This is a genomic window from Actinosynnema sp. NPDC050801 (assembly GCF_040673975.1).
In the GTDB taxonomy this organism is placed as follows: domain Bacteria; phylum Actinomycetota; class Actinomycetes; order Mycobacteriales; family Pseudonocardiaceae; genus Actinosynnema.
Window position 1 is genome coordinate 403,502 of the sequence record NZ_JBFAQZ010000002.1, and the last position, 22,449, is coordinate 425,950.

General features: G+C 73.5%; 13 protein-coding genes. 7 read left to right on the top strand and 6 right to left on the bottom strand.

The features are described from left to right. Positions 1-70 precede the first annotated feature (70 nt). Positions 71-904 carry a hypothetical protein gene (locus AB0K14_RS06415; protein WP_360448183.1) on the bottom strand — a complete coding sequence of 278 codons (834 nt, stop codon included), beginning with the start codon at positions 902-904 and terminating at the stop codon, positions 71-73. A gap of 267 nt (positions 905-1,171) precedes the next feature. Between AB0K14_RS06415 and AB0K14_RS06420 the strand changes: the two genes are divergently transcribed. Then, positions 1,172-2,827 carry a tannase/feruloyl esterase family alpha/beta hydrolase gene (locus tag AB0K14_RS06420; protein WP_360448185.1) on the top strand — a complete coding sequence of 552 codons (1,656 nt, stop codon included), beginning with the start codon at positions 1,172-1,174 and terminating at the stop codon, positions 2,825-2,827. A gap of 240 nt (positions 2,828-3,067) precedes the next feature. On the opposite strand, the gene AB0K14_RS06425 is transcribed toward AB0K14_RS06420, so the two are convergent. After that, entirely contained in the window at positions 3,068-4,975 is a 1,908-nt protein-coding gene (locus tag AB0K14_RS06425; RefSeq protein WP_360448188.1) for a GAF domain-containing protein, read from the bottom strand. A gap of 334 nt (positions 4,976-5,309) precedes the next feature. On the opposite strand from AB0K14_RS06425, the gene AB0K14_RS06430 reads away from it, so the two are divergent. Both AB0K14_RS06430 and AB0K14_RS06435 read left to right on the top strand, forming a co-directional pair. Further along, positions 5,310-7,544 (top strand): glycosyl hydrolase, encoded by a 2,235-nt coding sequence (locus AB0K14_RS06430; RefSeq protein WP_360448191.1) that lies wholly within the window; start codon positions 5,310-5,312, stop codon positions 7,542-7,544. A 46-nt stretch (positions 7,545-7,590) separates the two neighbouring features. Continuing rightward, positions 7,591-8,832: an amidohydrolase gene (locus AB0K14_RS06435; RefSeq protein WP_360448193.1), complete on the top strand. Its 1,242-nt coding sequence runs from the start codon at positions 7,591-7,593 to the stop codon at positions 8,830-8,832. Positions 8,833-8,878: 46 nt separating this feature from the next. On the opposite strand, the gene AB0K14_RS06440 is transcribed toward AB0K14_RS06435, so the two are convergent. Both AB0K14_RS06440 and AB0K14_RS06445 read right to left on the bottom strand, forming a co-directional pair. Further along, a complete protein-coding gene (locus tag AB0K14_RS06440; protein ID WP_360448196.1) occupies positions 8,879-9,961 on the bottom strand; it encodes a cellulose binding domain-containing protein in 1,083 nt (360 codons plus the stop codon). A 28-nt stretch (positions 9,962-9,989) separates the two neighbouring features. After that, a complete protein-coding gene (locus AB0K14_RS06445) occupies positions 9,990-11,336 on the bottom strand; it encodes a PHB depolymerase family esterase (protein WP_360448198.1) in 1,347 nt (448 codons plus the stop codon). Between the two features lie 483 nt (positions 11,337-11,819). On the opposite strand from AB0K14_RS06445, the gene AB0K14_RS06450 reads away from it, so the two are divergent. Next, a complete protein-coding gene (locus tag AB0K14_RS06450) occupies positions 11,820-14,954 on the top strand; it encodes a toll/interleukin-1 receptor domain-containing protein (protein WP_360448201.1) in 3,135 nt (1,044 codons plus the stop codon). 82 nt (positions 14,955-15,036) lie between these two features. On the opposite strand, the gene AB0K14_RS06455 is transcribed toward AB0K14_RS06450, so the two are convergent. Then, positions 15,037-16,422 (bottom strand): CBM35 domain-containing protein, encoded by a 1,386-nt coding sequence (locus AB0K14_RS06455; RefSeq protein ID WP_360448204.1) that lies wholly within the window; start codon positions 16,420-16,422, stop codon positions 15,037-15,039. Between the two features lie 334 nt (positions 16,423-16,756). Between AB0K14_RS06455 and AB0K14_RS06460 the strand changes: the two genes are divergently transcribed. From AB0K14_RS06460 to AB0K14_RS06470, 3 genes are all read left to right on the top strand, one after another. Then, positions 16,757-18,100 (top strand): alpha/beta hydrolase, encoded by a 1,344-nt coding sequence (locus AB0K14_RS06460; RefSeq protein ID WP_360448207.1) that lies wholly within the window; start codon positions 16,757-16,759, stop codon positions 18,098-18,100. A 61-nt stretch (positions 18,101-18,161) separates the two neighbouring features. Further along, positions 18,162-18,614 (top strand): VOC family protein, encoded by a 453-nt coding sequence (locus tag AB0K14_RS06465; protein WP_360448209.1) that lies wholly within the window; start codon positions 18,162-18,164, stop codon positions 18,612-18,614. A 41-nt stretch (positions 18,615-18,655) separates the two neighbouring features. Beyond that, positions 18,656-19,849, top strand: coding sequence for an amidohydrolase (locus AB0K14_RS06470; RefSeq protein WP_360448211.1), 1,194 nt, complete (start codon positions 18,656-18,658; stop codon positions 19,847-19,849). Positions 19,850-19,926: 77 nt separating this feature from the next. On the opposite strand, the gene AB0K14_RS06475 is transcribed toward AB0K14_RS06470, so the two are convergent. After that, the gene (locus AB0K14_RS06475) at positions 19,927-22,266 is read right to left on the bottom strand and encodes a SpoIIE family protein phosphatase (protein ID WP_360448213.1); all 2,340 of its coding nucleotides are present in this window, start codon (positions 22,264-22,266) and stop codon (positions 19,927-19,929) included. Between the last annotated feature and the right edge of the window lie 183 nt (positions 22,267-22,449).

Here is a 22,449-nt window from a genome sequence, read left to right on the forward strand (position 1 = left end):
CGCCCGCCGACGCGGTACGTCGAGTACGAGTGGGGATCCCGCCACGGGAGCTACCACCGGGACGTCGTGCTCACCGACTGACCGCGGCCTGCTCCGCCAGGCGACGGCGGTGGAACCGCGCGATGAAGACGATGCCGCTCAGCGACACGACGGCGCTGGTCACCAGGGCGATCAGCGTGCCGCGCCCGACGCCGGGCGTCTCGTCGAGCAGCACCATCCCGATCCACGCCGCGACGATCGGGTTCATCACCGTCTGACCCGCCACCACGAGGTCCGCGGGCCCGCTGGCATACCCCAGTTGGATCAGCGAGGCGCCGACCAGGAACGCCAGCGCCAGCCCGGTGAACGATACCCACGGCAACCGCGGCAGCGCGGTCGCCACGTCCCGCACCAGCACCGCGACCAGCCCGTACGCGGCGCCCGCGCCGGCGGCGAGCGCGAGGGCACGCGCCGTCCCCTTCCGGAGCGCGCCGACGAGGACGAACACGCACACCACGGCGGCCACCACCTGACCGGCCCGCAACGCCACCGCGGGCGGCACGTCCGCGGTCACCGCGGAACGCGCGGCGATCGCGACGAACGTGGCCACCCCGCCCGTCGCCGCCATCACGGCGACCGCGAACCCCCTGGTGACGTGCCGGACGCCGATGGCCGCGATGATCGGCAGGGACAGCACGGCGAGCGGCGCCACGACCGTCACGGGCGCCAACGCCAGGGCCAGGACCTGCAGCACGGCGGCGACGAACAGCACCGAGAAGCCGAGCAGCCACCGCCGGTTACCGGCCAACCGGGTGAACCGCCGCACCGTGAGGTCGCCGACGTCCCGGACGCCGGCGTACTGCAGGGAGGCACCCACGGCGCTCAACACCGCTCCCAGCAGCGCGCACAGGATCGCGATCCCCACCGGACCAGAGTAGGTCGCAACGGCGTCCACGTGCCGCGACGACAAGTGGCAGCCCGGTGACCGTGGGCGACCGGCGGTCGCTGCCCGGCGGGACGGCACGGCACGAGCCGATCAGCACGCCGCTCCCGGTCCACGGGGCCACCCGCACGCCGGTCGGCCGTGGCACGAGCACAGCCTCACCACGCGGTCTGTGCGCCCGACACATGGTGACGCACGGCACACCTGCCTACCGTTCGTCTTCCCGCACCGGGGTGGTGGAGGGTGGCCATGAGCAGAGCTTTCACCGTGTCGGCACTGGTGGCGGCGATCGTTGTCGCGCCGGTCACGCCGTCCGCGCACGCGGGATCGGCGGTGGCGGACTGCGCGCGGCTGTCCGGTGCGTCGATCCCGGCGTCGGCGATCGGTCTGCCGACCAGGGGCGGCACGATCACCGCGGCGCGGACGGTCCCGCCGTCGGGGCAGGGCGCCACCGCGATCGGCGAGCACTGCCGGGTCGAGGCCGCCGTCCACCCCGTCGACCCGGCCGCGCCCGACATCCTGCTCCGCGTCGCCCTGCCGACCCGGTGGAACCGCAAGGTGGTGATGTTCGGCGGCGGCGGGTACGACGGCACCATCCCCGACGTCGCGGGCAACGTCCCGTTCGGCCCCGCCGACCGGCCGGTGCCGCCGGCCCGCGGGTACACCACGTTCGCGAGCGACTCCGGCCACCAGGCCGACCCGGCCTTCGTGCCCGCCAGGTCGCTGGACGGCTCCTTCGTCGTCAACGACGAGGCGCTGCGCAACTTCGCCGGTGACGCGCTGAAGAAGACCCGCGACGCGGCGGTGTTCGTCATCGCCCGGCACTACTCCGGTGCGAGCCCGGTGCACGCCTACGTCGTCGGCGGTTCGAGCGGGGGACGCGAGGCGCTGGCCGTCGCCCAGCGCCGGCCGACCGACTTCGACGGCGTGATCTCGGCCTACCCGGCGTGGAACGCGGCGAGCCTCGACCTGTTCTTCGGCCACGAGGCGCGGGTGCTGTCCCGACCCGGGGCCTTCCCGGGACCGGCGAAGCAGGCGCTGCTGCACCGCGCCGTGGTGCGGGCCTGCGTCGGCGACGACGGGCTGCGCGACGGCGTGGTGTCCCACGAGGCGGGCTGCGCCTTCGACCCGCGCTCGCTGCGCTGCCCCGACGGCGTCGACCTCGGCGACACCTGCCTGTCCGACGCGCAGGTCCGGGCCGTCGAGGCGTTGTCGTCGCCGCTGCGGTGGGATCACGACCTCGCCAGCGGGGAGACCGGGTGCCCGGGTTTCCCGTTCCTGTCCGGCGCGAGCATGGCCACGGCGCTGCTGGGCCTGGGCGCCGACGCGCCCGCCGACCCGATGCCCAAGACCAGCGGGTACGGCGTGCAGTTCTGGGACCAGTGGGTGAAGTACTTCGTGACCCGCGATCCCGGGCACGACCCCCTCGCCGTCGACCCCCTGCGCCCCGGCCGGTGGCAGCGGCGCATCAGTGACCTGTCGGCCTCGCAGGACGTCAACGATCCCGACCTGCGGCCGTTCGCCCGGGCCGGCGGGAAGCTGCTCCTCGTGCACGGCACGGCGGACGAGCTGGTCAGCCACCGCTCCACAGTGGACTACTTCGGCCGGGTGGAGGGGACCGTGGGCAAGGGCGCGGTGCGGGGGTTCGCCAGGTTCTACCTGGTACCGGGGGCCAACCACGCGAACGTGACGCCCGCGTTCGCGGCCGGCTGGGACTCGTTGACCGCACTGGAGGACTGGGTGGAGCGCCACCGCGCGCCGCGGCACCAGGTGGTCACCGACAAGAACGCCGCCACGTCCGGTCGGACCCGCCCGTTGTGCGAGTGGCCGGCCTGGCCGCGGTACACCGGTGTCGGCGACCCGGACTCCGCGCGTCAGTTCGCCTGCACCAAGGCTGGGCGTTGACCAGGCGCACCTCCGCCAGCCAGTCGTCGAAGGCCTCGGCGAGCTCGGGCAGCGCGCGCAGCTCGCCGACGCGGTGCCCGCGGCGCATGTTCGCCCAGACGACGCCGAAGTCGGCGGGGTCCGGGCCGCGGACCCCGCTCGTGAGCCGCCGGGCGGCGTAGTCGCACGCGGTGGCGCGGTCGCCGGACCACATCGGGTCCGGCGACCGCGCCCCGGCGGCGTGCCGGTGTGGGTCGGGTTTCACCGGGCGTGGACCCCGGTGGGATCGGGGTGGCGCTCCTGCCGCTCGCCGACCCGCAGGAGACGCAGCGCGATCTGGATCTCCAGCAGCCGCTCCGGTTCGCGCCACGACTCGCCGAGCAGTTGGCCGATCCGCGCCAGTCGCTGGGCCACCGTGTTCACGTGCAGGAGCAGCGCCTGGGCGGTGTTGGTGACGCTCTGGCCGGTCGCGCAGAACGCGTCGAGGGTGCGCACCAGGTCGGTGCCGCGAATCTCGTCGTAGTCGATCAGCGTGCCGAGCACCGAGTGGATGAACGAGCCGATGTCCGCCTTGGCCGCGAAGAGGATGCCCACGGAGCCCAACGCGGTCGCGTCGGTGGCCTCGCCGACCCGGCCCAGCGCCAGCAACGCCCGCAGGCACGTGGCCGCTTCCCCGTAGGCGTCCGGGATCGAGGAGCTGTCCGACGCCCCGGCCCCGCCCGCGGTCACCGGTCGCGAGCCCGCGCGGGTCAGCTCGCGCACCACGTCGGCCGCCGTCCGGCCCGCGTCCGAGCCGGGGACCAGGAGCACGACCTCGTCCTTGCGGCAGGTCGCCAGGCCGCCCGACCGCCGCGCGAGCGCCGTCGCGGCGCTGTGCACCCGGCTGCGCCGGTCCTCGTCGATCCGGGCGGCCACCACGACGTGCGGGACGTCGAGGTCCACGCCGAGCAGCGACGCCCGGTGGCGCAGCAGGTCGTGCTCCCTCGGCGCGGTGGTGAGCAGGTCTTCGAGCAGCTCGCCCCGCGTCCGCGCCTCGACCTCGGCCATCCGCCTGCGCGACACCAGCACCAGCGAGGCCACCAGCGCGGCGCCCTCCAGGGTGCGCCTGCCCGTGTCGCCGAGGTCGGCGGCACCGGTCGACACCACCGTGCCGAGGAACTCCGACTCGGTGATCATCGGCACCGCGCACAGGTCGTCCCGGACGACCGTGCGGCCGGACTCCCGCGCCTGCCTGCCCGCCGCCGCGAGGTCTTCCGCGTGCGACACCCGCGCGTCACCCGAGGCGGTGACCAGCGCGCCGTCCTCGTCCAGCAGCGCCACGCCGCGTTCGAGGGAGTCGGCCACCGCCTCCACCACGTGGTCGACACCCTTGCCGTGCAGCACCAGCCGGGTGAGCCGGCCGTGGACCTCGGCGGTGCGTTCCAGGTCGTCCGCGTGGGTGCGGTTGGTGTCGTTGGCGACCCGCAGGTCCGCCACCGCCGCCTGCGCCTCGGCCAGCAGCCGCGCGTTCTCGATGGCCACCGCGGCGTGCGCGGCGAGCATCGCCAGGACGCTGACGTCCCGGGCGCCGAACGTGCGGGTGCTGCGGTGCGCGGCCATCAGCACGCCGATGACCCGCTGCCGCAGCTTCACCGGCACGCCCAGCAGCGACCGCATCCCCTCGGCGGCGACCGTCCCGTCGATCTCCGGCGTGTGCACGATCGTCGGGGTCTCGGCGTAGCACAGCACGCCGTACGGCTCACCCGTGCGCGCGACCATCCCGCCCACGCCGGTCCCGCGCGGCAGGCGCAACCCGCGCAGCAGCCCCGAGACGTTCCCGGACGCGGCCTTGACGTAGCTGTCGCCGCGATCCTCGTCACCCAGGCCGATGTAGGCCAGGTCGCAGTCCAGCAACCTGCGCGCCCGGTCGGAGATCGCCTGCAGCACGGCGTCCGGCTCGTGCAGCGCGGCCAGGTCGTTCGCGGTGTCGTTGAGCAGCTGGAGCTCGGCCTCGTTGCGGCGGTGCCCGATCAGGACCTCCCGCAGCCGCAACGCCCGCGTGCGTTCCCGTTCCAGCTCCGCCAGGCGTCCGGGTTCCTCGCCGCGCGACCGCGCCGCCGCGAGCGGCGCGTCGAAGTCGCCCACGTCGGCGGCGTCGAGCAGCAGCTGGAGGAACGAGGAGTCACCCACGACGGTCAGATCCCCTCCCCGCCCGACGTCGTCGCCGGGTGCGGCCGAGCTTGTGGTCCCCACAAGCTAGAGAACGCCCCACCCGGGTACATGTGGGCGGCCCACACAGGATCCGCGGAAGAGCGGGTGCCACGAACAGCACCGGGCGCCGACGCCACTCCCGCGCCGCGCTGGATCAACGGCGCGAGATCAGTGGCGCGGGATGAACGGCGCTGGATCAACCGCGGGATCAACACTGTGAACAACTCCCGACGATCACCGGGTGTCGTCCGGGGACCGGGTTCCCTAGCGTCGGTCGCGGGCTGTGCCGATGCTCATCGTCTGGGGGTTCCCGATGCGAGTTCGCCGTCTGCTGATCGCCGCCGGTTGCCTGGTGCTGGTCTCACCGCTGCCCGCGTTCGCCGCCGATCCGCCGGGCACCGGGCAGCCCGGCGAGTACCGACCGGTCCGCGGACCTTCGGCGCCCGCCGAGCACCGGTTCCTCCAGAAGGCCCTCCGCGGCGAGACCATCCCGCGGCACGCGCACGACCTCGCCGCCGCGCAGGCCGACCGACTCCCCGCCGCCGGCGCGCGGTGGCGCTCGATCGGCCCGACGAACATCGGCGGCCGGATCGTGAGCCTGGCGCTGGACCCCCGCCGGCCCGACACCGTCTACGCCGCCGCCGCGAGCGGCGGGCTCTGGCGCTCCACCGACGCGGGCCGCACCTTCGCCCCGGCGTGGCCGGACAACGCGACCCAGGCCATGGGCGCGGTGGCGACCGCCGCCGACGGCACGCTGTACGTCGGCACCGGCGAGCCCAACCCGGGCGGCGGCAGCGTGACCTACGAGGGCACCGGCGTGTACCGCTCCACCGACGGCGGGGCGACCTGGCGCAACACCGGCCTGCGCGACTCCGGCGCCATCGGCGGCATCGCGATCGACCCGGCCGACCCGGACCGGGTGTTCGTCGCCGCCAACGGGTCGCTGTACAGCCCCGGCGGCGACCGGGGCGTGTACCTGTCCGACGACGGCGGCGGCTGGCGGCGCGTGCTCGACGTGCCGAACGAGTTCACCGGCGCGGTCGACGTGCAGATCGACCCGACCGACCCCCAGCGGGTGTACGCCGTGCTGTGGGACCACCGGCGGACCCCGGTCAAGCGGACCTACGGCGGCGAGGGCTCCGGCGTGTACCGGTCGGTCGACGGCGGCCTGACCTGGCAGCGGCTCGCCGGTGGGCTGCCGCCCGCCGGGCCCGACGTCGGCCGGATCGGCATCGGTGTCTCGGCCGCCGAACCGGGCAGGCTGTACGCGATCGTCAACAGCACCGCCGGCCCGTTCGCCGGCTTCTACACCTCGGCCGACGCCGGCGACACCTGGACCCGGCTGCCCGAGCCGGACGTGCTGAAGTCGTCGCAGTCGACGTTCGGCTGGTGGTTCGGCAAGGTGTGGGTCGACCCGGACGACGCGCGGCACGTGCACGTCGCCGGTGTCCCGCTGCTGACCTCGAAGGACGGCGGCGCGACCTGGACGGCGGACGCCGCCTCGATCCACGTCGACCACCACGCCATGGTCTGGGACCCCCGCTACCCGGCCCGGGTCTACCTGGGCAACGACGGCGGCGTGTACCGGTCGGACGCCGACGGGGACGGCGGCTGGGTCAAGGCCGAGCACGAGCCGTGGACGCAGTTCTACAGCGTGGCGATCAGCCCGCAGGACGTCACCAGGGTCTCCGGCGGCACCCAGGACAACGGGTCGCTGCGGTCGTGGGGCGGACCGGCCTTCAACGAGTACCTCGGCGGCGACGGCGAGGAGAACATCATCAACCCGCGGGACAAGGAGAACGTCCTCGCCTGCTACCAGTACGGCAACTGCTTCCGGTCCACCGACGGCGGCACGACGATGGAGTACTTCACCCCGGCCACCACCGCGGACCGGCGCAACTGGTTCACCCCCGTGCAGTTCGACCCGTCGGACCCGCGGGTGCTGTACTACGGCGGCAACCGGCTCAACCGGTCGGTCGACGGCGGTGCGACCTGGACGCCGATCAGCCCCGACCTGACCGGCGGACCCGGCCAGGACACCTACCCGTTCGGCACGATCACCACGGTCGCCGCCGCGCCGTCGGACCCGCGCACGATCTGGGTCGGCACCGACGACGGCCGGGTGTGGCTCACCCGCGACCTGGGCGCCACGTGGGCGAAGGTGCTCGACGGCCAACCGTGGGTGACCCGGATCGCGGTGTCCGAGCGCGACCCCGCGACGGCGTACGTGACGTTGTCGGGCTACCGGTCCGGGTCGGCGCAGCCCCACGTGCTGACCACCCGCTCGGCGGGCGCCCGGTGGGCCGACATCTCGGGCAACCTGCCGTCGGCCCCGGTCAACGACGTCGTGCTCGGGCGTGCGGGACAGCTGTACGTGGCCACGGACCAAGGCGTGTTCACCGGCAACGCGCTCGTGCCCGGGCACTGGCTGCGGCTGGGCCACGGCCTGCCCCGGGTCGCGGTGGACGACATCGAGTACGACGGCCGTCACCACCGGCTCGTCGCGGCGACCTTCGGTCGGGGGATCTACGAGACGACCGTGCCCTGACCGGATCGGCCGCCGCGGCGCGGGCCGGTTTTGTACCGTGCAGCGCATGACCGTGCCAGGGCCCGACCAGTTCCACGCCGGCCAGTTCCACGCCGGCCAGTTCCACGCCGACCAGTTCCACGCCGACCGGTTCGACGCCGACCGGTTCGACGCCGACCTGATCGCGTTGCGGCGGGACCTGCACCGGTGGCCGGAGTTGGCCGGTGCCGAGAGCCGCACCGCCGCCCTGGTCGCGCGTCGGCTGCGCGCGGCGGGGTTGGAGGTGTCGACCGGTGTCGGCGGCCACGGGGTGGTGGCGGTGTTGCACGGCGCCCGTCCGGGTCCCACCGTCGCCTACCGCGCCGACATGGACGCGGTCGCCGCCGACGAGCGTCCCGGCTGGGAGTTCGCCTCACGGGTACCCGGTGCGGCGCACCTGTGCGGCCACGACCTGCACACCGCGATCGGCGTGGGCGTGGCCCGACTGCTCGCGCGGTCGCGGGAGCGGGTCGGGGGGCGGGTCGTGTTCGTGTTCCAACCGGCCGAGGAGACGTTGCGGGGCGCCCGCGCGATGCTCGACGCGGGCGCCCTCGACCAGGTGACGCCAGACGAGGTGTACGCCCTGCACTGCGCGCCGTTCCCGGTCGGCTCGTTCGCGATCATGCCCGGCAACGGGTTGCCCGGTCTCGACCTCGGTCACGTCGACGTGACCGGACCGGACGCCGTCGCCACCGGTGAGCGCCTGCGCGCCGCGATCGAGGGGCTGTCCACCGTCCGCAGGCCGGGCACGCCCGAGGAGTTCGCCCGGATGCTCGACGAGATGCGGACCCCGGACGGTCCGGCGGCGCGGTTCGTCTCCGCCGGGGCGCAGGTCGGGGCCGGCGACGACGGCGCGGTGCGGGTCCGGTTCGCCGTGCGGGCCTGGCCCGACGACCGTTACCCCGCGCTCCGCGACGACGTGCGCCGCCTGGCCGACCCGGCGGGAGGGCGGGTGGAGTTCGCCGGGCCGCCGTTCCCCGCGATGGTGTGCTCGCCGGAGCTCAGCCACGCGGCCGCGGCGCACCTGCGCAACCTCCCCGGGGTGAGCGGCGTCGAGGTGCTGCACGCCCCGTTCCCGTTCAACGGCGAGGACTTCGCCCTGTTCCTGCACCGGGTTCCCGGAGCGATGCTCTACCTCGGCGTGGCCGATCCGGAGCGCGGGTTCAACGGCGTGCCGCACGCGCCGGACTTCGGTGCCGACGAACGGGCCATCGGCGTGGGCGTCCGCGCCATGGCCGGCCTGCTGCTGCACCGGCTCGACGTCCTGTGACGCGGGACCCGCCGGTCGTGGTGACCGGCGGGTCCCGCGTTCGCCATCAAGGGCTCGTGCAGCTCAGGTCAGCCGGTCCGGTGGAGCCGGCGCCGTTGGCCACGAAGCCGAAGGTCGTCGACGTGCCGACGCCCAGCGAACCGTTGTACGGGGCGTTCTTCACCGACACGGGTCCGCTCGTCCCGGTGTTGACGCCGCCCCACAGGTTGTTCACGGTGTGGCCCGACGCGAGGGTCATGCGGACCGTCCAGCCGTTGAGCGACGCGGTGCCGGCGTTGTCCACCTTCACCTCGGCCTGGTAGCCGCCACCCCACGAGTTCACCACCCGGTAGGTCGCGGTGCACGACGGGCCACCGGGCTGGTTGGTGCTCGTCGTCGTCGTTGTTGTTGTGGTGGTCGTGGTCGTCGTAGTAGTGGTCGTGGTGGTGGTCGTACCCGGATCGCCGATGCTGCCGGGGACGGACAGCAGGGCGTCGTGCCAAGCGGTGGCCATCTTGGCGTAGCCGCCGGCGTTGGGGTGCACGCCGTCGGCCAGGTCGGCCGTGGTCAGCGCGCGGTACATGTCGACCAGGTGCACCTTCTTGCCCGCGTTCCGCTTGCTCTGCACCATCGGGGGGATCGTGGCGTTGAACGCCCGGACGGCCGCGTCGCGGCCGGAGAACGGGACGATCGTCGCGACGAACAGGTCCGCGTTCGGCGCCAGGGTGGTGATGCGGTCGACCAGGGTGGAGAGGCGTTGGGGCGCGCCGGCCGGGTCGCCGCCGTTCATGTCGTTGGTGCCGATGTGCAGCAGGATGGTGCGCGGTGTGTAGGTGTTCAGCCAGTTGGTGACGTTGTTGTTGACCTGGGCGATGGTCCAGCCGGAGTGGCCCTCGTGGTTGCGGTCGCCCAGGCTGCTCGGGCCGTTGGTCATGGAGCCGACGAAGTCGACCGTGCGACCGCCGGCGACGAGCTTGCGCCACAGCTCGACGCGGTAGCCGCCGGGCACGTTGAAGCCGTCGGTGATCGAGTCGCCGAGCGGCATGACCTTCACGCCGCTGTCGGCCTGCGCCGTGCCGACGGCGAACACCGCGGCGGCGACCAGGGTCAGCGCGGCGAACGCGCCGGCGAGCGTGTGCGTTCGTTTCATGGACGGGACCTCCGGGGACGGGTGGGCGTCAGACGACGGTGCAGGCTGCCCCGTTGAGGGTGAAGGACGGCGGTTCGCCCGTGTTGCCGGTGTGGTTGGCCTGGAAGCCGATGCCGACCGAGGCGGCGGGCGCGATGGTGGCGTTGTGGGTCGCGTTGCGCGCGGTCACCGCGCCGCTGGTCGGGGAGTAGGTGGCGTTCCAGCCATTGGTGATGGTCTGCCCGCCGGGGAGGGTGAAGGCGAGCGTCCAGCCGTTGACCGCCGTGCTGCCGGTGTTGGTGATGGTGACGGCCGTGGTCAGGCCGGTGTTCCAGGCGCTCACGGTGTACGCGACCCGGCAGCCGTTGCCGGGCTGCGGCGTCGTCGTGGTCGTCGTGGTCGTCGTGGTCGTGGTGGTGCTGGTCGTGGTGTCGGTGGTGGTGGTCGTGGTGGTGCTGGTGCTGGTGGGCGAGGTGCCGTCGAGGCCGAAGAAGCGGATCACCTGGGCGGCGTCGACCGGCAGGTTGTGCGTGACGCCCTGCATGCTGATCGCCTCGACCGGCGCCATCCCCCCGGTGCCGCCGTAGCGGGTGCGGGTGTAGCCGGACTGAGGGGTGTCGGTGAACGTCGGCGTCTGGCTCAGGCCGTGCACGTTGGTCCACTGCTTGACCTGCTCGCCGAAGTTCGGGTAGCGCAGGGTCTCGTCGTTGGTGCCGTGCCAGATCTGCATCCTCGGCCGCGGCCCGGTGTAGCCGGGGTAGGCGCCGCGGACCAGGTCGCCCCACTGCTGGGCGGACCTGATCAGCTGGCCGCCGGAGCACTGGCTGTTCCACTCCGACCCGTTGGTGGTGGCGAAGCAGGCGAACGGGACGCCCGCGAACGAGGCGCCGGCCTTGAACACGTCCGGGTAGACGCCGAGCAGGACGTTGGTCATCATCGCCCCGGACGAGGTGCCGGTGGCGAAGATCCGGCCCGCGTCGGCGTTGTGCCGCTGCTTGACGTAGTCGACCATGGCCATGATCCCGACCGGGTCGCTGCCACCGCCGCGCCGCAGGGCCGCCGCGGACGACACGTCCCAGCACTTGCTGCTGCGGGTCACCGACGGGTAGATCACGATGTAGCCGTGCCGGTCGGCCAGGGACGCGTACTGGGTGCCGGAGTGGAAAGCCGGTCCCGAACCGGTGCAGTAGTGCAGCGCCACCAGGATCGCGGGCTTCGGCGCGACGCGGTCCGGCACGTACAGGTGCATGCGCAGGCTGGTGGGGTTCGTGCCGAAGTTCGTCACCTCGGTCAGGCTCGCCGCCGACGCGGTGGGCGGTGCGACGGTCGTCAGCACCGCGCCCACCAACCCGACGACCGCCAAGGTGGCGCACAGCATCGCGTTCTTGAGTCTCATCGGGCAGCTTCCTCCACGGCAGGGCAAGGGCGGGGAGCGTGCGAGAGCTGCCCTGCGCCCGACATCGGTGTCCGGCTCCGAAACGTTCACGAGTGTCTGTCGGAACGATTTCCTTGGCAAGGCAATCGAGACGCGCGGAAAAGCCGTCGACCACCTTTCGCGTGCGGCCGTTCGCCGGTGCCGCACGGCCGGCCGCCCGGCTCCGCCCGCAGGTGGCCGAGTACCGGGGAAACGACGGATGAGCCGATCGGTCCAACCGGGAGGTACAGCCCCCGGGGCCGGAAAATCGACGTCTCGTTTCGGGGATTTCCGCTCAATGGCCGATATCACGGACGCGATCGGCCGCACCGTTGCCGGCCCTGTCGGTCGCAAGCCCGATCGGCGTGTCGACGGTCCACGTTCGGCCCCGGCGCGGTAGCGCTCGGCCCCGTTCCCGCGACACAGTGGCTGCGGGAGTTGCCGGTCGACGGGGAGGACGAACGGGTGGAGTGGGACTTCTTCCTGGCGCACGCCGGCGCGGACAGCCCCACCGCGGAACGGCTGCGGTCCCTGCTCGAACCGCACGCGACCGTCTTCGACGACTCGATGTTGCGCGCGGGCGAGGAGTGGGACCTGGTCCTCGACCGGCACCTGCGGGCATCGGTGATCACCGTGGTGCTGGTGTCGCGACGCACCGAGAACGCTGTCTACCTGCGTGAGGAGATCGCCCGCGCGATCGGGTTGGCCCGCGCGGACGCCCGGCGACGCGTCGTCCCGCTGGTGCTGGAGGACGTCGACGCGCTGCCGTACGGGCTGGAGCTGCGGACGCCCGTGCGGCTGGCCGACGGCCTGGACCTGGCGGGTGCGGCGGGCAAGCTGCTGGAGTCGTTGCACGACTCGCGCCTGCCGCGCAGCGAGGGCCCGCACGTGGTCGCCGCACAGCTCGGGCCGCTGCTGGCGCGGCTCGACCTGGACGCCCTGCGCGGCGTCCGGTCGGAGCTGCTCGCGGACGCGGTGGACGAGGTCGGCGGGTCCGCCGCCCTGTGGCGGCACCTGGGGCGGCGCGGTCTGGACCCGCGGGTGCTGCTGCCCGCGCTGCCCGGCCACGAGGAGGCGGCGGCCCGCTGGGCGCTCGGCGCCGAAGCCGTGCCCGGTGCTCGTGAACTGGCGGCCGCGGTGCGTCGGCAGCTGGTGCGCCGGCTGGACGGGCGCACCGACCTCGCGGCCGCGTCGGTCGAGCTGCGCCGCGAGGTGCTGTCCGGCCGGGCGCTGTCCCCGGACGCGCGACGCCTCGCGGCCACCCTCGCCGCCGCCCTGCCGCCGGTCCGCTCGGCCTCCACCGAGGCGGTGCTGGTGCGCCGGGGCGAGCCGACCGACCTGCCTGTCGCGCTGTCGCCGCTGCACCGCACGGCGCTGGGCATGACGGCCCTGCCGCCGCGCGATCCCGGGTTGGTCGGCCGCGACCGGCTGGTCGCCGACTTCGTCGAGCGGATCACGGCGGCGCTCGCCCGCCGGGGCCGTGCCACGGCGCTGTGCACCGGTCAGCTCGGCGCGGGCGTCTCGGCCGTGGCCGTCGAGGCGGCCCACGTGCTGGCCGACCGGTTCCCCGGCGGCGTCCGGTACGTGGACCTGCTCGGCCTCGACGCGCGCCGGGAGGCGGCGGACGTCGCCAAGCTGGTGTGCCACAGCGTCGGCGTGACGCCCGAGCCCGGCGCGGAGGCGGCGCACCTGCGGGCCGCGCTGGACGGGCTCGGCGTGCTCCTGGTGCTGGACAACGCGTTGGACGCCAAGCACGTCGCCGCCCTGGTGCCCGCGCCGCCCACCTGCGCGATCATCGTCACCTCGCGCAGCCGCACCCAGGGCTACGCCGACGTGGTCGTGCACGTGCCGCCGCTGGACCGCGCCGCGTCGGTGGAGCTGCTGGCCGGCGTCCGGGCCGGTGCGCCCGCCCAGGCGCTGGACCGCATCGCGGCGGCGTGCGCCGACCTGCCGATGGCGTTGCGGCTCATCGCGGCCTGGATGACCAACCACCCGGAGACCGGCGCCGAGGGCGTCGCCCGGCTGGTGGCGCGCGAGCGGACCAGGCTCGCGTTCCTGGACGACGACGTGCTGCCGATGCGGCTGGCCATCGAGCTCAGCTACCGGCACCTGGACGACGACGGGCGCACGGCGTTCCGGTACCTGCCCGCCGCGCCGGGCTCGGCCGCGACCGCCGAGGACCTCGGCCGCGGCTTGGCGCGCGACCCGGACGCCACCCGGCTCACCCTCTACCGCCTGGTGGACCGCAGCGTGGCCGGGTACGAGGAACCGACCGACCCGCCCGAGCCGGTGTTCCGGCTGTTCGAACTCGTCCGCCTGTACGCCTTGGAGCGGCTGGAGGAAGAGGAGTCGCCGGCCGCGGTGGCCCGCTTCCGCCTGCTGCTGCTGACCCGGCTGCGCGACGACCTGCGCACGAGCCCCGAACCCGGCCTCGCGCTCCGGCTCGACCCGACGCCGCTGGTCGCCGCACGTGACCTCGCCGAGCGCGAGGAGTGGTTCGACCTGGCGGGAGACCTCACCGACGAGCTGCGCGGCGTGCACGAGGCGGAGGCCGACGAGGAGTCCGTCCGCGAGGACCGCGCGCACGCGGCCCGGCTGCGGCACTACGGCGGACATGACGAGGCGGCCGCGCGCGAGTACCTGGAGCTGGCCCGCACCCTCGACGGCCAGGCCGCCGACGACGCGTTCGCCGCCGCCGAGCGCATCGCCGCCGCCGCCGGGCTGCACGAGCTGGTCGGGCGCATCGCGTTCGAGCTGGCCGTGCACCGCGAGGATAAGTCGGACGCAGCCGGCGCGCTGGACGCGGGGAAACGCTCGGTCGAAGCGTTCACGGCCGTGCGGAAGAACGCCACCGCGCTGCCCGTGGCGATCAACAACACCCGGCTCGCCCTGCGCCTGAACGACTACCGGACCGCCCGGCGCTGGGTCGCGGTGACCCGCACCCTGGTCGACGCCCGGACGCCGCTCGGGCTGCGCGCCGACGCGGCCTACGAGGAAGCCAGGGCGGCGACCGGTCGTTCCGTGCCGTCCCTCTGGCGCACCGCCTCAGACCTCTACCGCCGGCACGGGAACCCCGGCAACGCGGGCCTCGCCGCGTTCTTCGGCGCCCGCGCGGCACGCGCGCAGGCGTCCCACGCCGAGGCGACCGAGCTGTTCCTGGCCGCCGCCGACCTGCACCGCAGGGCAGGCGACGACAACCGGGCGGTGTGGGCGACGGTGGAACTCGCGGCCATGCACGCCGGCATCGGTCGACACGCCCACGCCCGGGACCTGCTGACCGCGCTGCTCGACCGGCCGGCGAGGGCCCGGCACCCCGGTGTGGCGGCCGAGGTCGCCCTGCGCGCCACCGTGCTGTCCTACCTGGCCGACGGCTTACCTCCGCCCGCTGCGCACCTGCCCGCCGTGCCCGCCGACGACCCGGACCGGGCACGGCGGTTGGCCTCGGTCGCGGACGCGCTGCGGCGACCGGAGCGCCACGAGGGCGTGCTGCGCCGGTTCGCCGAGTCGGCGATGGTGTACGAGCCACCGGCCAACGACCCCTGGCTGCACCGCACCCTCGGGGAGGAACCGGGCGACCCGAAGGAGTTGGGCGCCAGGTGACGGCGACCGGCCGGTGCCGGTCGCCGCCACCCGTCGTCCGCCGGATCTGCGGACCCTCCGCGACGGATTCGTCGTGACGGGGTCAGAGCTTGCCCGCGCCCGCGCCCGCCGTGACCGACGACTTGACCGTGCCGACGCCGTCGGCGGTGTAGCCGTACGGGATGGCCGCCACCGTGCCGTTCACCTCGCACGGTCCGGAGTTGGTGAGCGAGTTGTCGCGCGCCACCAACCGCCCCGGGTCGGAGTCCGCGTACCCGCTCGCCGACCAGCACGCCTGCTGCACGTTCTCGAAGACGTTGCCCTCCACGAGCAGCCCGGCGTCCATGAGCGAAGCGATGGCGTAGGAGGAGGAATTGTTGTTCACGTTGGAGTAGTAGTTGTTGAACACGTGCACCGTCTCGCCGAAGCGCACCCGCGGGCTGCGCTCGAAGGTCCGGTCGAACCAGTTGTGGTGGTAGGTGACCCGCAGGTGCCCGCGGTCCTCACCGCCGTTGCCGTCGGAGTGGCCGACGAGCGAGGTCTTCCAGTGGTTGCGGATGACGTTCCACGACACCGTGATGTAGTCGGCGGCGTGGGTGATGTCCAGCATCCCGTCGTAGAAGTCGGGGTTGTCCTCGATGGTGCTGGACATGGTGTTGTGGTCGATCCAGACGTGCGTGGCGCTCTCGATCTGGATCGCGTCGTTGCCGGGCACCCCGCGGATGTTCATGTTCTGGATGATCACGTTCGCCGGGGTCATGTCCTCGATGTTGAGGGTGGTCCCGGAAATCCCGGAGTTGGCGCCGACACCCCGGATGGTCTTGTCGGCGCTGATCTCCACGGTGCCCGAGCCGCTGATCATGCCGTTGACCAGGATGGTCCGGGCGCCCGATGCCTGCGCCTGCGTGCGGAAGTCGGCGAAGGTGCTCACGGTGACCGTGGTGCCGCCCGCGCCACCGGTGGTGCCGCCGGCCTGCGTGGCCCAGCCGATGATCCCGCCCGGCGGTTGCGGCTGCGTGCCACCGGCCTCGAAGTCGAGGAAGTCGACGTTGGGCAGGCCGGCGGAGGTGGTGGGGTTCAACCGGATGGTGTTGGCGCCCGCGGCGACCGACACGGTCAGCGTCTTGGTCACCCAGGTCGACCAGGCGCCGGTGCCCTCGAACGAGGGTGCCTGGACGGTGGACCCGTTCACGACCAGGTTCGCCGGCCGGGCCGCGGTCGTCCCGTTGGCGAACCGGACGCCCAGCGTCGCGGTGCCCGCCGCCGCGGCGGTCACGGTGAACTGGGCGTAGCCGCTCGTGGAGTTGGTGCCGTTGCAGAAACCGCTGCCGGAATACCCGGACCAGTTGGCGTCGATCGTGCCGGCGCACACCGAGGGCGAACCCTCCGCCTCGTAACGCGTGGGCGCGGCCTGTGCGGCGGCGGACGCCACGACGGCCAGCGCTCCGGCTAACAGGCCGACACAGGCAATCAATGATCTCGAACGCATGATGAGTCTCCGTGGGGGAGCCGCGAGCAGGGGTGGCGAAATCGAATGAATGCGAAGTGAATCGCGACGCCGAGGAACAGATCTTTGCGTCGCCGTCGGAGGAAATCGCTTTCCCTTCGGATGCTATGAGGTCCGCAACGTGCGGTCAATGATCGGTCATACCTGTGAACAAAAGCGCCGGCGGCTGGTCATACTCGTGAACACGAGCGCGCGAACGGCCGTCCCGTGGATTCCGAATTGCGTCCGCCGCGGCCCGTGGGAACGGTTTCGGGGCTTGCGTCCGAGGCGTGTGCCTCGCGACACTGCACGCTTCCGCTGACGGTAGGGGGACACCATGCGGACGTTGCTCGTCACCGCGTTGGCCGCGAGTCTGCTGGTGGTCGCGCCCCGGGCCGAGGCGGCGACGATCGCCTGGCGGCCGTGCCCGGAGCAGCCCGCGGCCGAGTGCGGCACGGTGTCCGTCCCGCTGGACTGGGCGGACCCGCGCGGTGCGAAGGTCGACCTGGCCGTGTCACGGGTCCGCGCCACCGATCCGTCACGCCGGATCGGCGTGGTGTTCGTCGACGCGGGCGGTCCCGGCGGGTCCGCCGCGGAGTTCGCCCGCGCCCCGTACCTGAGCGCCGAGGTGCGGGCGCGGTTCGACGTCGTCGGCTTCGACCAGCTGGGTACGAACGGCAGTTCGGCGATCCGCTGCTCGTCGGAGCTGATGGCGCGCAACCCGGGTGACGACCCGGCGGACGAAGCCGCGTTCGCCGCGCTGGCCCGGCACAACCGCGCGGTCCGCGACGACTGCCGTGCCCGCCACCCGGTGTTCGACCACGTCGACACGGCCCGTTCGGCGCGGGACATGGATGCGGTGCGCAAGGCCTTGGGCGAGCGGCGGGTCAGCTTCTACGGCATCTCCTACGGCACGCTGCTCGGCCAGCAGTACGCGGAGCTGTTCGGCGCGCGGGTCCGGTCGATGGTGCTGGACGGCGTGATCGACCACAGCGTCGACCTGCGCCACTTCGTGCTGGACCGGGCGCGGGCCGTGGAGGAGGCGTTCGACGTGTTCGTCGCGTGGTGCGCGGAGAACGCCACGTGCGCCTTGCACGGGCAGGACGTCCGCGCGGCCTGGGAGCGGGCACTGCGTGCGGCGGACGAGAACGGGATGGGACGGCGCTACCTGATCGCGTGGGCGTTCGCCGAGATGCGCGGCGGGGCTTGGGAGGGCCTGGCGGCGCTCATCGCGGAGGTCGGCGGCGCGCGGACGTCGTTCGAGCCGAACTACGACTCGCTGCGCTACGCCGTGGTGTGCCAGGACTTCGCGCTGCGGTTCGAGGACTTCGGCGAGTACCGGGCGTTGCGGCGGGCCGAGCTGCGCGCGGCGCCCACGATGCGCGGCACCTTCCTCGGCCACGACGAAGCCGCCGCCTGCGTCGGCTTCACCGGACGCCCCACCAACCCGCCGCACCGCCTCGACGTCGCCGCCGCGCCGCCGCTCCTCCTGCTGACGAGCCGCTACGACGTGGCCACTCCCTACCAGTGGGCGCGCAACGTGCACCGGCAGGCGAAGGGCTCGCACCTGGTCACCTTCGACGGGCCCGGCCACGGCGTCTACCACGCCAACGACTGCACGAGGACGGCCGCGGACACGCACCTGCTCGGCACGGCACCCGGACGCGACACGACCTGCTGACCTGGCCACGCCCGCGTTCGCCCGGTTGTGACGGGCTGCTGTAACCACTATTGTCGGTTACATGGCATTGAGCTGGAAACTGGTCATCGACAGCGGGAACGCGCCCGTCCTCGCGGACTTCTGGGCCGCGGCGCTGGAGTACGAAGTGGAGGACCCCAGCGCGCTCATCGAGCAACTGCTGGCCGCCGGTCACCTCGGCGAGGAGGCGGTGACCGAGCACCGCGGCCGCAAGAACTTCCGCGGGTACGCGGCGATCCGCCACCCCGAGGACCCGTTCGACGAGACCAGCGGCATCGGCCGCGGCAGGCGGCTGCTGTTCCAGGACGTGCCCGAGGGCAAGACGGTCAAGAACCGCCTGCACATCGACGTCCACGGCGGACCCGGTGGGCTGGAGGAGCTGGTGGCCAGGCTGGAGGAGCTGGGCGCGACGCGGGTCCGCGAGTTCGACCGGGGGCCGGCCGGGCACTGGTGGGTCATGCTGGACCCCGAGGGCAACGAGTTCTGCGCGTCCTAGGTCCGGCGGTGGCCTCGGACCAGACCCGGAGGTGACCGCACGTGTCCGAACGCGGTGTGCGCGACCTGGTGCTCCGAGGCGGTCGCCGGTGGTGGGGCGCCGGCGTCGACCCCGAACCCGTCGACCTGCTGATCCGGGGCGGCGTCATCGCCGGGGTGGCCGCCGGGCCGGGCGACGCCGAGGTCGTCGACGTGGCCGGTGGCCTGATCGTCCCCGGCCTCGTCGACGCGCACTGCCACCTCGACAAGACGTTGTTCGGCGGCGAGTGGGTGCCGCACTCCGCCGGTGACCCCCTCGCCGAGCGGATCGCGAACGAGCGCCGTCGGCGCGGCGAACTCGGGCTGCCGAGCGTCGACAACATGGCCGCCCTGGTGGAGCGGATGAGCGCGGCGGGCACCACGCACGTCCGGACCCACACCGACGTCTACTCCGACGTCGGTCTCGCCGGGATCGAGGCCGTGCGGGCGCTGGCCGAGCGGTTCGCGGACCGCGTGACGATCGAGCAGGTCGCCTTCCCCCAGCAGGGCATCCTGGCCGACCCCGGCACCGCCGCCCTGCTGGACGAGGCGTTGCGGCTCGGCGCGACGGCGATCGGCGGCATCGATCCCGCCGGGTTGGACCGCGATCCCGTGCGGCACCTGGACGTCGTGTTCGACCTGGCCGAGAGGCACGGCGCGAACGTGGACATCCACCTGCACGACGGCGGTTCGCTGGGCGAGTGGGAGCTGGAGCTGATCACCGAGCGGACCAGGGCGCTCGGCATGGGCGGCATGGTCGCCGTCAGCCACTGCTACGCCCTCGGGCAGGCGGGGGAGTCGCGTCAGGACCAGCTCGTGGCGGGCCTCGCGGAGGCGGGCGTCGCGCTGGTCACCGCCGCCGCCTACGGCTTCCCGGTGCCACCGCTGAAGAAGTTGCGGGCCGCCGGCGTGGCGGTCGCGTCGGGTCACGACGGGATCCGCGACCTGTGGGGGCCCTACGGGTCGGGCGAGATGCTGGAGCGCGCGATGCATCTGGCGTACCGCAGCACGTTCCGCCGTGACCCGGACATCGAGCTGGCGCTGGAGACGGCGACGTACGGCGCGGCGCGGGTGCTGCGGCTGGAGGACCACGGCGTGGGCGTCGGTTGCCGGGCCGACCTCGTGGTGCTGGACGCCCGGACGCCCGCCGAGGCCGTCGTGACGCACCCGACCCCGTCGCTCGTGCTGAAAGCGGGCGCGGTCGTCGCGACGGCCTGACGCGACCCGCGTCGACCGCTGCCGGGCGTCGGCTGACACGACCCGCGCCCGGGCGACGGCGTCGCGGGACCGTCGTCTCACGCGGTGATGGTGGCCGCCACGATGCACGTGTCGTCCAACGGCGTGGCGGGGACCAGGCGTGAGGTCAGCGCCTCCGGCATCCGCGCGGGGTCCAGCTCCGCGACGAACCCGAGGATCTCCTCCATCAGGTGCTCCAGGTCGTCACCGCGGGCGCCCGACGAGGGGCGGCGCTCGATGAGCCCGTCGGTGAACATCAGCACCGTGTCGCCGGGCGCCAGGAGCGTGCGGGCCGTCGCGTACACCGCTCCCGGCACGGCACCCAGGATCGGGCCCGCCGGCCGGTCCAGCCGGCGCACCTCGCGCGACCGCAGCAGCAGCGGCGTCGGGTGCCCGGCTTGCGCCCACGACAGCCTGCGGGTGGTCGGCTCGAACCGGCCGACGACCGCCGAGGCGAGCGTGATGTCGCCACCGCCGGTCAGCATGCGGTTCAGCACGTCCAGGACACCGGCCGGGTCGGGGTTGGTGAGCGCGGCGCCGGTGAGCGCGAACCGCAACTTCGCCATCGCGGCCGCGGTCGCCAGGCCGTGGCCCGCCACGTCCCCGATGGCCAGCAGCGTGCTGCCGTCGTCGATCGGGAACGCGTGGTACCAGTCGCCGCCGACCTCCGCCCACTGCTCGGCCGCCAGGTAGCGCACCGCGACCCGCATCCCCGGCAGCTCCAGCGGCCGGCTCGGCAGCGGCAGCACGGCGGAGCGCAGGTGGTTCGCGACCTGGTGCTCCTGCGCGAACTGCTCGCTGAGGTCGAACATCCGCTGCTCCGCGCGCCGCGTCGCGGTCACGTCCTGCAGCACCACGTCCAGCCGGATCGGCCTGCCCTGGACGTCCAGCACGGGCTCGCCGATGAACCGACCGCACCGGATCTGCTCGCCGGCCTTCAGGTGCAGCTCGGAGTCGGTGCGCTCGCCCAGCTCCACCATCCGCCGCACGGCGTTCTGGAGGATCGGCAGGTCCTCGCCGACCACGGACGCCCGGATCTCGTCCAGCGACATCGGGCCCAGCGCCGGGTCGCGGTCGAAGATGACGTAGAGCTGGTCGGACCAGTCGATCTCGTTGGTCACCAGGTTCCACTCGCCCCAGCCGATGTTGCCCAGGCGCTGGACGCTGCGCAACCGCTCCAGCTGCAACGGGTCCTCGTGCTCGCGCCAGGCCAGGATCAGCCCGTCGCCGAACTTGCCGACGGTCAACGTGTACCGGCCGTGCTGCGGCAGCCCGGGCGTGTTCTCCTCGTAGTCGAACGTGCTGACGACCTCGCGGACCCCGGTGCGCAGCACGCGGTAGAACGCCGCCCACAGCTCGCTCTCGGCGATGGTCGGGTAGCTGGTGAGCATGCTCCGCCCGACCAGCTGCCGGTAGCGGCGGCCGGCGAGGTCGACCGCGTCGGGACTGGCCGCCTCGAACCGGAAGTCGACCACCTCCCCGTCCTCGTCGTGGACCGCGCCGAGCAACGCCACCGAGCCGGGCAGCACGTCCAGCAGGTGCTGGGCCCAGAGCGTCCAGTTGCGACTGTGCGCGGCGCCGTCCGTGCTCATCAGCGACAGCAGCGTGGATCCCGCCGCCCGGATCAGCACCTCCAGCTCCCACTGCTCGTCGGACGAGAAGTCGTGGCCCTCCGTCCACAGCAGACCCATGACGCCCGCCGTGCGCGTCTGGTCCCGGAACGGCAGCCAGGCACGCGACCTCCACACCGTCTCGGGATCCCCGATCAGGTGGTACCGCCGACGCGCGTCGTCCAGGTCCGGCAGCCACTGCGGCAGTCCGCTGCGCACCGACGCGAGGACGCCGGTGTTGAGCCGCAGCGGCACCCGCTCCCACTCCAGCCGCACCTTGGCCGGCACGTCCGCGGCGGCCTCCAACCGCATCCCACCGTCGGGTTCCAGCACGTAGACCAGTACGCCGTCGCAGCCGACGTGCTCGCGGACGAGTTCGGCCAGCTCCTCGGTGTCGGCCGCGGTGCCGATCGCGGCGAGGGCCACCGGCTGCGGCGTGCGTTCGCCCATCGGCGCCGGCGAGGGCTTCGGGATGTCGACCCGCCCCTCGTAGCGGGTCGGGTCGAAGGAACCGTCGCCGGACGCGGGGCGCGGGCCGGGTGGCGGCGCCGGCACGCCGAGCACCCCCGCCGCGATGACGGTCAGGTCGCTGCCCGTCGCGTGGGAGAGCCGCAGCATGTCCTCGAACGCCTCGTCGGGTCGGCACGACAGCCGCTCGGCGAGCACACCCTTGGCCTGCTCGACCACGGCCTGCCTGCGCGCAGCGGTTCTCAGCCGGTCGATCTCGTCGCGCTGGCGGGCGACGAGATCGGCCAGCGCCGAACCGGTGGGATCCCGCTGGACTGCCATCGCGTCCAGCATCACCCGCGAACCCACCGAGCGCCACGCGATGGGACGACAAAGAGGACCGCGGCCGCGTCGGTCCACGACCGGTGGTGACTGGGCGTCACCACTCAACCGTGGTCGCTTGTCACGCTTCGACGCCCGCCCGCGGGCACCGGCCTCGACTAGGTTCGGGGATCGGTCGGTCGC

Bases quoted from the DNA above. Each gene is read 5' to 3' on its own strand.
- AB0K14_RS06465 (WP_360448209.1), top strand. From the start codon at position 18,162: ATGGCATTGAGCTGGAAACTGGTCATCGACAGCGGGAACGCGCCCGTC.
- AB0K14_RS06460 (WP_360448207.1), top strand. From the start codon at position 16,757: ATGCGGACGTTGCTCGTCACCGCGTTGGCCGCGAGTCTGCTGGTGGTC.
- AB0K14_RS06475 (WP_360448213.1), bottom strand. From the start codon at position 22,266: ATGGCAGTCCAGCGGGATCCCACCGGTTCGGCGCTGGCCGATCTCGTC.
- AB0K14_RS06455 (WP_360448204.1), bottom strand. From the start codon at position 16,422: ATGCGTTCGAGATCATTGATTGCCTGTGTCGGCCTGTTAGCCGGAGCG.
- AB0K14_RS06435 (WP_360448193.1), top strand. From the start codon at position 7,591: ATGACCGTGCCAGGGCCCGACCAGTTCCACGCCGGCCAGTTCCACGCC.
- AB0K14_RS06440 (WP_360448196.1), bottom strand. From the start codon at position 9,961: ATGAAACGAACGCACACGCTCGCCGGCGCGTTCGCCGCGCTGACCCTG.
- AB0K14_RS06420 (WP_360448185.1), top strand. From the start codon at position 1,172: ATGAGCAGAGCTTTCACCGTGTCGGCACTGGTGGCGGCGATCGTTGTC.
- AB0K14_RS06430 (WP_360448191.1), top strand. From the start codon at position 5,310: ATGCGAGTTCGCCGTCTGCTGATCGCCGCCGGTTGCCTGGTGCTGGTC.
- AB0K14_RS06445 (WP_360448198.1), bottom strand. From the start codon at position 11,336: ATGAGACTCAAGAACGCGATGCTGTGCGCCACCTTGGCGGTCGTCGGG.